Genomic DNA, 13,130 nt, shown 5'->3' on the forward strand with positions numbered 1-13,130 from the left:
GCGGGACCCGCACGGGCGTCCGGTTCGTCAGTGAGGTCGCAAGGTGCCGTCCGCGTCCTCGGTCTCGATGGACGTCTTGAGGGCGGCGTCGGCGGCCTCCGCGTCGGCCTCGGTCCATTCGATCGGCGTCACCGGACGGGTCAGCGCGTTGCGCAGCACCTCGTCGGCCGTGTGCACCGGGATGATGGTCAGCCCCTTCTTCACGTTATCCGGGATCTCCGCCAGATCCTTCTCGTTCTCCTGCGGGATCAACACCGTGGTCAGGCCGCCACGCAGGGCCGCCAGCAGCTTTTCCTTCAGGCCGCCGATGGGTAGCACGCGCCCGCGCAAGGTGATCTCGCCGGTCATGGCGATGTCCTTGCGCACCGGAATGCCGGTCAGGGCCGAGACGATCGACGTGCACATGGCGACGCCGGCCGACGGACCGTCCTTGGGCGTCGCGCCCTCGGGCACGTGCACATGGATGTCCCGCTTCTCGAACATCGGGGGCCGTACGCCATAGGTGATGGCGCGCGAGCGGATGTAGGACCGCGCCGCCTGCACCGATTCCTTCATCACGTCGCCTAGGTGGCCGGTGAGTGTGATACCGCCCTTGCCGGGCATCACCAGGGCCTCGATGGACAGCAACTCGCCGCCGACCTCGGTCCAGGCCAGGCCGGTGGTCACGCCCACCAGGTCCTCGGCCTCGGCCTCGCCATAGCGATACCGGCGCACGCCCAGGTACTTGCTCAAGTTGGCGCTGGACACGGCGACCCGCTTGCGGCTGGTGCGCAGCAGCAGTTCCTTGGCGGCCTTGCGCGACAGCGCCGCGAGTTCCCGCTCCAGGTTGCGGACGCCGGCCTCGCGCGTGTAGTAGCGGACGAGGTCGCGCAGGGCGCCGTCGCTGATCGACCACTCGCCCCGCTTCAGGCCGTGGGCCTTCATCTGCTTGGGAATCAGGTGGCGCTTGGCGATGCCCACCTTCTCGTCCTCGGTGTAGCCGGACAGGCGGATGATCTCCAGGCGATCCAGCAGCGGCTGCGGCATGCGCAGGCTGTTGGCCGTGGTCATGAACAGCACGTCCGACAGGTCGTAGTCGACCTCCAGGTAATGGTCGTTGAAGGCGTTGTTCTGCTCGGGGTCGAGCACCTCCAGCAGCGCCGACGAGGGATCGCCCCGCCAGTCGTTGCCCAGCTTGTCCACCTCGTCCAGCAGGAAGAAGGGATTGGACGAGCGCGCCTTCTTCATGCCCTGGATGACCTTGCCGGGCATTGAGCCGATGTAGGTGCGCCGGTGGCCCCGGATCTCCGACTCATCGCGCACGCCGCCCAGGGAGACGCGCACGAAGTTGCGGCCGGTGGCCCGGGCGATGGACTTGCCCAGCGAGGTTTTGCCGACACCCGGCGGGCCGACCAGGCACAGGATCGGTCCCTTGATGGTGCTGGTGCGCACCTGGACCGCCAGATACTCCAGGATCCGCTCCTTGACCTTCTCCAGGCCGTGGTGGTCGGCGTTGAGGATGCGTTCCGCCTCGCGCAGGTCCCGCTTGATCTTGGACCGCTTTTTCCAGGGAATCGACAGCATCCAGTCGAGGTAATTGCGGACCACCGTCGCCTCGGCCGACATGGGGCTCATGTTGCGAAGTTTTTTCAACTCGCCCCGGGCCTTCTCCCGCGCCTCCTTGGACAGGCGGGTCTTGTCGATCTTGTCGTCCAGCTCCTGAAGCTCGTCACGACCGTCCTCGGTCTCGCCCAACTCCTTCTGGATGGCCTTGAGCTGCTCGTTCAGGTAGTACTCGCGCTGTGTCTTCTCCATCTGGCGCTTGACGCGGCCCCGGATCTTGCGCTCCACCTGAAGGACGCCGATCTCGGACTCCATGAAAGCGTAGACCCGCTCCAGCCGTTCGGCGAGCGTGGTGGTCTCCAGCAACTCCTGTTTCTCGGCGATCTTCAGGGCCAGGTGCGAGGCCACAGTGTCGGCCAGCTTGGCCGGGTCGTCGATCTGGTTGACCGACACCAGCACCTCGGGCGGGATCTTCTTGTTCAGCTTGATGTACTGCTCAAACTGCGACACCACCGAGCGCTGCAGGGCCTCCAGCTCGGCCTCGGTGCTGTCGTCATCCTCCAGCAGCGTGGCCTGGGCCTCGAAGAAGCTCTCATTGTCCTGATAGGCATCGATGCGCGCGCGGGCATTGCCCTCGACCAGCACCTTGACGGTGCCGTCCGGCAGGCGCAGCAACTGCAACACCGTGCTGACGGTGCCGATCTGAAAGATGTCCTCCGGCCCGGGGTCGTCCTGCGCCGCGTTCTTCTGGGCCACCAGCAGGATCTGCTTGTCGCTGCCCATGACGTCTTCCAGCGCCCGAACCGACTTCTCGCGGCCCACGAACAAAGGCACGATCATGTGCGGAAACACGACGATGTCGCGCAGCGGAAGAATCGGAAACACCTGTGTCGAGCCGGATTCCACGGGGTGGCCTCACGTTGTTGCGGCCGGGCGAAGAGGGCTCGCCAGCCGGGAAAACTGATCGTGCGTCGAGGATGACGACGAACCGTGACGCAACGATGGCGCCCAAACCATCGGAACGCCCGCACATGTGGGGCAGCCGATGCCAACGATCAAGGCTGATCCTGCGTTCCGCGTGCATGACCCGGCCCCGAGGGGGGCATCCGCATGCCGACCCGGTTTCGTGGCGGCGGGTGGGTCCGGGCGCGCCGCCCGCGTCCCCCCTTCGCCCGCGTCCCTCGGTCGATGCCGGGCCCGGGCGTTCGCCGCCGTCCCGCCCGGACTACGCCGAGGTTTCCATGTCTTCGCGGCGGTCGGCGTAGATGACCAACGGCTTGGCGCGTCCCTCGACCACCTCGCGATTGACCACCACCTCCTCGACGCCCTCCATGCTGGGCAGGTCGAACATGGTGTCGAGCAAGATGCTTTCCATGATCGAGCGCAGGCCGCGCGCGCCGGTCTTGCGGGCGATGGCCTTCTTGGAGATGGCTTCCAGGGCGTCCTGGGAGAAGGACAACTGGGTGCTCTCCATCTCGAACAGGCGCTGGTACTGCTTGAGCAGCGCGTTCTTGGGCTTGGTGAGGATCTCGATCAGGGCATCCTCGTCCAGATCGTCCAGGGTGGCGAGTACCGGCATGCGGCCGACGAACTCCGGGATCAGGCCGTACTTGAGCAGGTCCTCGGGTTCCACCCGGCGCAGCACGTCGCCGGTGCGCTTCTCTTCGGGCGAGCGCACGTCGGCGCCGAAGCCGATGGACGTGCCCCGGCCGCGCTGGGTGATGATCTTCTCCAGGCCGGCGAAGGCGCCACCGCAGATGAACAGGATGTTGGTGGTGTCCACCTGCAGGAATTCCTGCTGAGGATGCTTGCGACCGCCCTGTGGCGGCACGGAGGCCACCGTGCCTTCCATGATTTTCAGCAGGGCCTGCTGCACACCCTCGCCGGATACATCGCGGGTGATGGACGGATTGTCCGACTTGCGGGAAATCTTGTCGATCTCGTCGATGTACACGATACCGCGCTGCGCCCGTTCGACATTGTAGTCGGACGCCTGCAACAGCTTGAGAATGATGTTCTCCACGTCCTCGCCGACGTAGCCGGCCTCGGTCAGCGTGGTGGCATCGGCCATGGTGAACGGCACGTCCAGGATCCGCGCCAGCGTCTGCGCCAGCAGAGTCTTACCGCAGCCGGTGGGACCCATCAGCATTATGTTGGACTTGGCCAGTTCCACGTCGGCGTTCTTGCCGCCGTGACCAAGGCGCTTGTAATGATTGTGAACGGCAACCGCTAGCACCTTTTTTGCGTGCTGCTGGCCGATCACATAGTCATCCAGGACAGCCAGGATATCGCGTGGGGTGGGCACGCCATCCCGCGACTTCACGAGCTGGGTCTTGTTCTCTTCCCGGATGATGTCCATGCACAGTTCGACGCATTCATCACAGATGAACACCGTCGGTCCGGCGATCAGCTTCCGGACTTCGTGCTGACTTTTCCCGCAAAAGGAACAATACAGCGTATTCTTGGAATCGCCTCCGGACGACTTGCTCATAACCACTCCACTTCCGCGCGCATTCCCGCTGGACGGTAGCGCCACCGGTCTCCTCGGGCATTTCCTCGTCCCCGTCGCCGGACAACGTCGCGGAACGACATTAGGGGACGGGCGCAACACACCGTATCCTCCGCAACCGGATCCGGTACGGGAGATCTCGTCCTGTTCACCGAGGAATCATACTACCCGCGCACCGTCAGCCCACACAATGGGAAAAAAGAACCCGTCTTGAGGGATTGTTCTGCCTCAGTGCCATTTTTTCGGGCAACGACAAACCGGCGCCCATGGCACGGGACCGCTCGTGTACAGCTGCCCGGCCGACGGATACCCGGGGCACGCGCACCGGATCCTGACCGCCCGGCGGATGGACACACAACATGGATCCGGGGCCAACGCCCCGGATCGTCCCGATCCGGCGATGATTGGCGCCGTCCGCCGTCAGCTTTTCCCGCTCGATCCGTCCTCGTCGTCCTCGCGCGGACGTTGGGTGATGACGGTGTCGATCAGGCCGAACGCCTGGGCCTCGTCCGGCGACATGAACTTGTCGCGTTCCATGGCCTGCTGCACGACCTCCATGGGTTGGCCGGTATGCTGCACGAAGATCCCGTTCAGCCGTTCGCGCACCGCCAGGATCTCGCGCGCGTGGATCTCGATATCCGTGGCCTGGCCCTGGAAGCCGCCCGACGGCTGATGGACCATGATGCGCGCGTGCGGCAGGGCGAAGCGCTTGTCCTTGGCGCCGGCGGTCAGCAGCAGTGAGCCCATGGAGGCCGCCTGACCGATGCACACCGTGGAGACGTCGCAGCGGATGTAGTTCATGGTGTCGTAGATGGCCAGTCCCGACGTCACCACGCCGCCCGGCGAGTTGATGTAAAAGGCAATGTCCTTGCTTGGATTCTCGGATTCCAGGAACAGCAACTGGGCGCTGATCAGGCTGGCGACCTGATCGTTGACCGGTCCGGTCAGGAAGATGATGTGCTCTTTCAGAAGCCGGGAATAGATGTCGTAGGCCCGTTCGCCCCGATTGGTCTGCTCGACCACCATGGGCACCAGGGTGTTGGCATAGATCTCCAGGGGATCGCGCTCGCTCATGGGGGGGGGTACTCTCTTGTCAGGCGGGACGAGGGGACCGGGCGCGCCCGTGTGCGCGATCCGGTCGATCCTCGGTGTCTGTCCGGACCACCCTGGGGTACATTCCGGACGGCTTGCTGGTCACGGGACCCGGCACACCATGGCCGTGCCGTCCAGGACGGTCCCTCAGGCGTCGGCGGCGCTGGTCTCGGCGGCCTCGTCCTCGGGCGTCATGAGGTCCTCGACGGACACGGTCCGCTCGGTGACCTTGGCGCGCTCCAGGATATAGTCCACCACCTTGTCCTCGAAAACCTGCGGGCGCAATTCTTCCAGGGCCTGCGGGTTCTGGCGATAGTAGGACAGCACGAGTTGCTCCTGCCCCGGGAAGGCGCGGGTACGCTCCATGACGGCCCGGCCGATGTCTTCCTGGCTGACGCTGATCTCGTTGTCCTCGCCGACCTTGGCCAGCAGCAGGCCGAGGCGCACGCGGCGCTCGGCGATGGCGCGGTACTCGGCGCGCAACTCGTCGTCCGACTTGGTCTTGTCGTCGTCCTCCAGCATGTCGCGCTCCTTGGCCTGCATGAGCTGCGACCAGATGCCATCGAACTCGACGTCGACCAGTCCCTCGGGCACCGCCTGGGTGAACCGCTCGGCGAGCCGGTCCAGCAGGCGCCGCTTGGCCTTGTCCCGGCCGGCCTTGCGGTACTCCTCGGCGGTGCGGTCGCGAATCTGCTGCTTCAGGTCATCCAGGGAATCGGCCCCCAGGCTCTCGGCGAAGGCATCGTCCAGGTCCGGCACCACGGGCGCCCGCAGCTCCTTGAGGGTCACGTCGAAGGTCGTGTCCTTGCCGGCCAGGGTTTCCACGCCGTAGTCCTCGGGGAAGGTCACGGCGATGGTCCTGGTCTCGTCGACGGCCATGCCGATGACTTGGTCCTCGAAACCGGGCACGAACTGTCCGGCGCCCAGGTCCAGGCGGAAGTCGTTGGCCGTGCCGCCCTCGAAGGTCTCGCCGTCCAGCTTGCCGACGAAATCGATGACGGCGATGTCGCCCGCGGTGGCCGCCCGCGCCACCGCGACCGGCGTGGAGTCCCGGCGGGCCTCGGCCATGCGCTGAAGCGCCTCGTCCACCGTCTCGTCGGAGACCTCGGCGACGTCCCGGTCCAGTTCAATCTCGGAGAAATCGGGCTCGCCGAAGTCGGGCAGCAGTTCAACGGTGATCGACAGGGTCAGGTCACCACCGTCCGGTTCGAACGCCTCGACCTCGACCTTGGGCTGCAGGGCCGGCCGCAGATCGTTGTCCGCCACCACCGATTTGACCGCCTCCTGGGCGGCTTCCTCGGCGACCTCTCCCATCACACTGGCGCCAAACCGCGTCTTCAGCAGGGACAGCGGCGCCTTGCCGGGACGGAAGCCGGGCAGACGGATCTTGCCCGCGACATCGCGCAGCTTGGCGTCGCTGCGTTCGGTCAGGGTGGCGGCGGGAACGACGACCGTATACGCGCGCTTCAGCTCCTCGGAGAGGGTTTCGGTGACCTGCATGATCTGTCCTGGTTAAGTGTGCGGGAACGTGGATCGGGCGGGGCAGCTGCCGCCACGGATCGGTGGACGGTCGCGATGGAACGGGATTTTGGTGCGGGCGAAGGGACTTGAACCCCCACGGCTGTAAGCCACCAGAACCTAAATCTGGCGTGTCTACCAATTCCACCACGCCCGCAGGGTTCCTGACGGGTCCACGATAAGCGGTACTCATAGACAATAGGCGCGCCCAAGAGCAAGAGCCGTTTTCGCCGCGCCCGGTCGCCTGGAGGCGACCGCCGGGCCGGGCCGTGGTCGGCGTGTCGGGCCCCGATTAGCCTGTTGCCAACGTAGGGGATTTGCCGGCATCCTGGCGCTCGTGAGTAAAGCGGTGGTGTTCGGTGGTGCGGTGTCATGCGAGGACGCTGTCTTGTCGGCGAAACCGGGCCATCTTGTATCGCTGCCCGTGGCTCATGTATCGGACATGGCACGCGTGGTGTGCGGGGATCGGGGCAACGGGATGCGACGTTGCGCCGGGCTGGACCTCGCGTCTGGATCGGCGCATACCGGCGTGGGCGGAAGACGCTTGGCCACCCCCAGTCACCGCCAGACCGGGCCTCTCGGGCACGATCAGGGGCCATGACGAGCAAGTCCACTGGTAGAGTTCAATCGAACGACGGGGAGCCCCTAAGACATGGTGGATACACTGGATCGGGCTGCACGCCTGTCGTTCATGAAGGTGGGCGAGTCCATGGCGCCGTTGTTGCAAGAGGCGCGAACGGTCATCGAGCCGCACATGGACCGGATCCTCGACGATTTCTACAAGATGATCATGGAGACACCCAATACATCGCGTCTTTTCGAGTCTCCGGCACGCGTGACCCACGCCCGCACCATGCAGCGCAAACACTGGATGGAAAGCGTCTTTGCCGGCCGCTTTGATGAACAGTACATGCGCAACGCCGATCGCATCGGCCGCACCCATGAACGCATCGGCCTGGAGCCGCGCTGGTACCTGGGCGGCTACGCCTTCGTCGTCTCGCGCCTGATGCCCATCCTGGCCAATCACTATCGCAAGAAGCCCCAGCACGGGGCCGAGGTCACGGCGGCGACCACCCGCGCGCTGTTCCTGGACATGGACATCGCCATCTCGGTCTACATCCAGACCGCGAAGGAAACCCTCGCTGGTACCATGAACGGCTACGCGGGCAAGTTCGAGAAGGACGTGTCGGCCATGGTGGAGATCGTGGCCGCCGCCGCCACCGAGCTTCAGAACACCGCCGCCGGCATGACGGAGACGGCGAGGGTCACGACCGCCCAGACCGACGTGGTGTCGCGTGCCGCCGACTCCGCGTCGTTGAATGTGCAGACCGTGGCCGCCGCGACCGAGGAACTGCACAGCTCCATCGGTGAGATTTCCCGTCAGGTTGCCGAATCCAACCGGATTTCCGCCGAGGCCGTGAAAGAGGCGGAGCGCACCAACACCATGGTCGAGTCCCTGGCCGAGGCGGCCGACCGGATCGGGGCGGTGGTGCGGCTGATCAACGACATCGCCAGCCAGACCAACCTGCTGGCGCTGAACGCCACCATCGAGGCGGCGCGCGCCGGCGACGCCGGCAAGGGCTTCGCGGTGGTCGCCAACGAGGTCAAGTCGCTGGCCAACCAGACGGCCAAGGCCACCGAGGACATCTCGGCCCAGGTCTCGGGGGTTCAGTCGGCGACCCGCGACGCCGTGGGCGCCATCCAGACAATCAGCAAGACCATCGCCCACATCAGCGAGATCGCCGGGGCCATCGCCACCGCCATCGAGCAGCAGGGTTCCGCCACCCGCGAGATCGCCCAGAGCGTCCAGCAGGCCAGCGGCGCGACGACGGACGTGTCCAGCAACATCGGCCAGGTGACGCAGGCCGCCTCCGAGACCGGGCACGCGGCCGAAGAGGTGCTGACCGCCGCCGGCGATCTGTCGCAGCAGTCCGAGTACCTGCGCACCAAGGTGGACGCCTTCCTGACCGACATCCGCACCACCATGGCCTGACCCCGGGGCGCGCGCGGTTCCGTGTCACTCCCGCGCCAGCACCGCGCGCCGCAGGAAGATGAGAAAGACCCGGGGGGACTGCACCAGGTAGCGGCGCCACAGGCGGCGGGGTTCGCTGAGCAATCGGTGCAGCCACTCCAGCCCGCGCCGCTGCATCCAGAGCGGCGCGCGGCTCTTGATCCCGGTGAGGAACTCCAGGCTGGCGCCGATACACAGGGCCAGGCCCGTGCCCTGGCCCCCGGCGACCACCGCCGCCGCCAGACGCTCCTGGCGGGGGGAGCCCACCGCCAGCAGGATGAAGCGGGCCGGGTTCTCCAGGATGAAGCGGACGCATCGGTCCATCTCGGCCGGGTCGTGCTCGAAACCGAACGGCGGATCGTGGTGGTACAGCCGCCGTAGCCCGTAGCGCTCCCGCAGGGTCGCGATCATCGGCGCGGTGCCGCCGATCACGGTCACCGGCTCATCAGCGCCCACGTGGCCGTCGCCGATCAGGCGCGCCACCAGATCGGCGCCGGGGCACACCGGCAGCGGCACGCCCCGCAGCCGCGCCAGGGCGCCGACGATGCGGCTGTCATTCACGCACAGCCAGGCATCGCGATAGATGGCCTGCAAGGCCCCGGCCGCCGCGCCCGTCTCGTTGAGGCGCACCACGTGGTCCGCGTTGGGGGTGACCACGTAGGCGAGGGGGGCGCCGGCCGGACGGGTCACGCAGGCGCGCAGGGCCGCGGGCAGATCCAGGGGCGTATAGGCGATGCCCAGGAATGGCAGCCGGTTCGCCGTTGTCGTCTCGGGGTCGTTGTCCTGGCGCGGGGGCCTCGGGTCCATGGGTGGGTCCTCGATGCGGCTCCGGCTGTCCTCCAGGACTAGCCGCCGAACAGCCTGTGTGCCATATTTAGTGGCGATCGGTCCAGTCGAACGCGGGCGGGTTGTCCGTTCACCAAAGGAGTCTCGAAGCCGTCGATGCTCACGTAGACGGTTTTCAGGCGGTCCTCGGCCGCCTCGGTCAGCACGCGGGGCAGCGCGGAGGCCGACGACGCCGCCGCCGGGGCGGTGATGACCTCGCCCGCGCGGGGGCCGTCGGTGCCCGAGATCCGCACGACGACCGCCGCCCCCGGGGTGAACAGGTCGGCATGCGTCCAGGAAACCAGGGTTTCGATGATCGCGGGTCCGGCCGTTCCGGTGCCGCCGCGCGGCGCCAGGGTGATCAGGGGATCGTCGGCGCGCACCGCCTGGCCCTCCTGAACCCGCAGACCGGCGACGGAACACGAGCAGGGACTGGGGAGGAAACGGGCGCCGCCGTCTCCGGGGCCGCCGCGCGGCCGGAACCGCACCAGGGCCGACTGCGGCGACAGCAGGTCGCCCGGGCGCGCGAGGATTTCCTCGATGACACCGTCCGTGGGGGCCCGGAGCGTGTCGCCGGGCAGCATCACGGCGGCGAAGGTGGCCTCGATGGGGCGCAGCAGCAGGGACAGGGCATAGGTTCCCAGGCCCAGACCCAGCAGGCCGATGAGGGCGTAGGCCAGGATCGCCCGGGGATGACGTCCCCACGACGGGGCGATGCGGCCCAGGATGGCGGCGACGCTGGCGGCGACGCGGCCGCCCCGATCGCCGCGCGGCGCGCGCTCCGGGTCCAGGGGCACCGGCGTGCCCACGTCGCTGTGCACCAGGCTGCGCGCGGTGGACGGGCCGGCGCCGCCGAGGGTGGCGGTGACCGAGTCCGCGCGCGGCGCGCGGCCCGCCCGGTGCGCGCTGTGGAGCTGGCGGAGCAGGCCCATCTGTTCGTCCGTGGGATCCACGAAGCGGCAGCCGATGCGATCGGACAGGCGGCGGACCACGATCGCCCGAAAGCGGGTGCCGATGATCACGCCGCCGAGGTGAAAGCAGGCGTCCAGGTCGAACACATGCCCGACCTCGCCGTCCGGCAGGGCGTTGATCGGCATCGCGAAGCCGCTGATCGACCAGTCCAGGGCACGCACCACCGGCCCGTCGATCAGGATGTCGAGGGGGGTTTCGATGCGTTGATGACGACGCCTGGGCTGGGGTGCGGTCATGGGACGTCCGCGCCTCGGGGAGAACCCATCACCAGCGATGGGTCGTCCGGTTTCACCGCCCTATCATACGCGGTCGCGCCGGGACATCATAGACCGCTCAAAGGCCACCACGAAAGCGTTTGCCTTGCTTCGGTTTTCGTGGGTCCCGGGGGCGCATGTCGCAGGTGCAATCCCGGGCCGGTCGCGATACACTTTCACCGCTGAGCCTTGCGTTGGCGTTACGTCGAGGACCGTGGGCACATCGGGGGTCGAGCCAGGGGTGGCCATTATTCAGGACGGAACGATCGCCAGACCACCGCCCGACGCCGCCACGTCCGTCGGGCCCGCGCCGGCCGCGATCCTTCCGGCCGGACCGGATCTCGTGGCCGAGGCGCGCCGGGCGCTGGCCGCGGTGTGGCGGCACCGGAGTCTGGTTGCCGTCACCGTGCTCACCGGCGCGGTGGTGTCGGCCCTGCTGGCGATGACGCTGGCTCCGCGCTATGAGGCGACGGCGCAGGTGCTGGTCGGCGACACCGAGACGACGGTCCTTGAGCAACAGTCGGTGGTTACCGACCTCTATGCCACCGAGATCATCGTCGAGGGCGAGGCGGCCATCATCCTGTCGCGGGACTTGGCCGAGGACGTGATCCGCCGGTCGGGCATGCTCTATGACCGGGACCTCAACCCGGGACTGGCCTGGGACGCGGCCTCCGGCGAGTCCGAGGACACCGCCATCGCCCGCATGATCGGTCCCTACTACGCCGCGTTGAGCGTGGAGCCGTCGGGACGCTCGCGGGTCATCACCATCCGCTTTCAGTCGGAGTCGCCGGTCCAGGCCGCCGCCGTCGCCAACACCATCGCCGAGGCCTACCTGGACCGTCAGGTGCGGGACAAGCGGTCGGCCAATGCCGCCACCGTCGAGACGCTGCGCAGCCGGGTGGAGCAACTGCGCCGCGACGTGACCCAGCGCGAGCAGCGGCTGGCCCAGTTCCGGGCCACCAACAATCTGCCCGAGGCCGGCGGCCCGGACCGGGTGTCACAGCGCATTTCCCTGACGGCCAACCAGTTGGAGGACGAGCGCACCCAACTCGCCGCCTTGCGGTCCCGGCATCAGGAACTGCGGCGCGCCCTGGAGGTCGACCGCCTGGATCTGCCGCCGTCGCTGATCGGCGCGGGCACGCTCGCCGCGCTTTGGGAACAGAAGGCCCAGGTGCAGGCGGAGCTGGCGCGGGTGCGCTCCGTGTTCCGGCCGGGGCATCCGACTGTGGACCGCCAGGCCGCCCAACTGGCCGACCTGCAACGCACCATCCGCGCCGAGATGGAGACCCTGGAACAGAGCCTGCAAGCCGAGATCGCCACCGCCCGCAGCCGCGTGGAGAGCCGCGCGCGCGCCCTGGAGACCCTGCGTCAGGAAGAACGCCGCCTGAATGCCGCGCAGGTGGAGTTGGGCGCCCTGGAACGGGACGTGGCCGTGGCCCGCGACGTGCTGCGGGCGTTCCTGGACCGGGCCGCGCAGGTTCAGGAGTTGCAGGGAACGGAGCAGGCCAGCAGTGCCCTGGTGTCCGTCGCCAGGCCCCCCACCGAGCCGGTCGGACCCAACCGAAAGCTGGTGATCGCCGGGGGAACCTTCGCCTTCGGGTTCCTGGCACTGTTGCTGGTGCTGTGGCTCGAACAGACCGACACGCGGCTTCTTGGCGCCACCCAGGCCGGGGCGTGGACACGCCTCCCTTTGCTGGGCACGCTGCCGGAGGTCCCGGCGGAGCGTACCCGCCTGGTGCCGGCGGAGGACATGATCGCCCAGGACCCCGGATCGGGCTTCGCCGAGGCGGTCCGCGGGCTGGTGCTGGCGCTGGCGGCGCCGGACTCCATCTGGCCGACCGGCCTGCTGCTGGTGACCGGGGCCGACCGGGGCGAGGGCAAGACCGCGCTGGCGGTGGCCCTGGCCCGCTCCCTGGCGCTGGACGGGGCGCGGGTGCTGCTGATCGACGGCGACCGGAGCGCGCCCCGGGTGCATGCCGTGACCGGTGTCGCCAACGACTACGGCCTGGTGGACCATCTGCGCGATGGCGCGGAAGTCGACGGTGTGATCCATGCCGATCCGCTCACGCCCCTGGAGGTCATGCCGCTGGGCGCGAGCGCGCAGGCGCGCGGGTGGCGCCTGGGCGAGGCCGGGTTGCGTCCCCTGGCCCAGCCCCTGGCGGACCGCTATGATTGGGTTGTGATCGATGGTCCCGGTTTGGGAGAGAACGCCGACGCCGCCGTCTGGGCGGCGGTCGCCGATCAGGTGGTGGTGACCCTGGCGCCCCGCCGCAGCCGTCAAGGCTCCGTGACCGAGGCGATGCGGGTGCTGCGGGCCGCGCGGGCGCCCCTGGCCGGCGTGGTGCTCAACCGCGTGCCCGGCCGGGGCTGAGCCCGTCTGACGAACGAGGGCCGGCATAAGGGACCC

The 13,130-nt window shown here is 68.0% G+C and carries 8 protein-coding genes and 1 tRNA gene; 2 read left to right on the forward strand and 7 right to left on the reverse strand.

Translation table 11 applies throughout. The features are described 5' to 3' along the window. Window positions 1-27: 27 nt before the first annotated feature. The 5 genes from lon to GGD89_RS02435 all read right to left on the reverse strand — a co-directional run bounded on the left by lon (window position 28) and on the right by GGD89_RS02435 (window position 6,818). Window positions 28-2,448, reverse strand: coding sequence for an endopeptidase La (gene lon / locus GGD89_RS02415; RefSeq protein ID WP_184042502.1), 2,421 nt, complete (start codon window positions 2,446-2,448; stop codon window positions 28-30). A gap of 319 nt (window positions 2,449-2,767) precedes the next feature. Next, a complete protein-coding gene (gene clpX / locus GGD89_RS02420; protein ID WP_184042503.1) occupies window positions 2,768-4,033 on the reverse strand; it encodes an ATP-dependent Clp protease ATP-binding subunit ClpX in 1,266 nt (421 codons plus the stop codon). Between the two features lie 438 nt (window positions 4,034-4,471). Then, window positions 4,472-5,125, reverse strand: a complete 654-nt coding sequence (gene clpP / locus GGD89_RS02425) for an ATP-dependent Clp endopeptidase proteolytic subunit ClpP (protein ID WP_184042504.1) — start codon at window positions 5,123-5,125, stop codon at window positions 4,472-4,474. Between the two features lie 165 nt (window positions 5,126-5,290). After that, window positions 5,291-6,643, reverse strand: coding sequence for a trigger factor (gene tig / locus GGD89_RS02430; RefSeq protein ID WP_184042505.1), 1,353 nt, complete (start codon window positions 6,641-6,643; stop codon window positions 5,291-5,293). A gap of 89 nt (window positions 6,644-6,732) precedes the next feature. Beyond that, window positions 6,733-6,818 (reverse strand) — tRNA-Leu (locus tag GGD89_RS02435). 495 nt (window positions 6,819-7,313) lie between these two features. On the opposite strand from GGD89_RS02435, the gene GGD89_RS02440 reads away from it, so the two are divergent. After that, a complete protein-coding gene (locus GGD89_RS02440) occupies window positions 7,314-8,654 on the forward strand; it encodes a globin-coupled sensor protein (RefSeq protein WP_184042506.1) in 1,341 nt (446 codons plus the stop codon). 24 nt (window positions 8,655-8,678) lie between these two features. On the opposite strand, the gene GGD89_RS02445 is transcribed toward GGD89_RS02440, so the two are convergent. Both GGD89_RS02445 and GGD89_RS02450 read right to left on the reverse strand, forming a co-directional pair. Next, complete coding sequence (locus GGD89_RS02445) at window positions 8,679-9,479, reverse strand: WecB/TagA/CpsF family glycosyltransferase (RefSeq protein ID WP_184042507.1); 801 nt, start codon at window positions 9,477-9,479, stop codon at window positions 8,679-8,681. 38 nt (window positions 9,480-9,517) lie between these two features. After that, window positions 9,518-10,705: a PilZ domain-containing protein gene (locus GGD89_RS02450; RefSeq protein WP_184042508.1), complete on the reverse strand. Its 1,188-nt coding sequence runs from the start codon at window positions 10,703-10,705 to the stop codon at window positions 9,518-9,520. A gap of 361 nt (window positions 10,706-11,066) precedes the next feature. Here GGD89_RS02450 and GGD89_RS02455 point away from each other — a divergent pair, with 361 nt between their 5' ends. Beyond that, window positions 11,067-13,094: a Wzz/FepE/Etk N-terminal domain-containing protein gene (locus GGD89_RS02455; protein ID WP_184042509.1), complete on the forward strand. Its 2,028-nt coding sequence runs from the start codon at window positions 11,067-11,069 to the stop codon at window positions 13,092-13,094. Window positions 13,095-13,130 lie beyond the last annotated feature (36 nt).

The sequence above is a fragment of the Roseospira visakhapatnamensis genome (assembly GCF_014197915.1).
In the GTDB taxonomy this organism is placed as follows: domain Bacteria; phylum Pseudomonadota; class Alphaproteobacteria; order Rhodospirillales; family Rhodospirillaceae; genus Rhodospira; species Rhodospira visakhapatnamensis.

Excerpts from the sequence above, each read along its gene's own strand:
- clpX (WP_184042503.1), bottom strand. The coding sequence starts at position 4,033 with ATGAGCAAGTCGTCCGGAGGCGATTCCAAGAATACGCTGTATTGTTCC.
- clpP (WP_184042504.1), bottom strand. The coding sequence starts at position 5,125 with ATGAGCGAGCGCGATCCCCTGGAGATCTATGCCAACACCCTGGTGCCC.
- tig (WP_184042505.1), bottom strand. The coding sequence starts at position 6,643 with ATGCAGGTCACCGAAACCCTCTCCGAGGAGCTGAAGCGCGCGTATACG.
- GGD89_RS02440 (WP_184042506.1), top strand. The coding sequence starts at position 7,314 with ATGGTGGATACACTGGATCGGGCTGCACGCCTGTCGTTCATGAAGGTG.
- GGD89_RS02445 (WP_184042507.1), bottom strand. The coding sequence starts at position 9,479 with ATGGACCCGAGGCCCCCGCGCCAGGACAACGACCCCGAGACGACAACG.
- GGD89_RS02450 (WP_184042508.1), bottom strand. The coding sequence starts at position 10,705 with ATGACCGCACCCCAGCCCAGGCGTCGTCATCAACGCATCGAAACCCCC.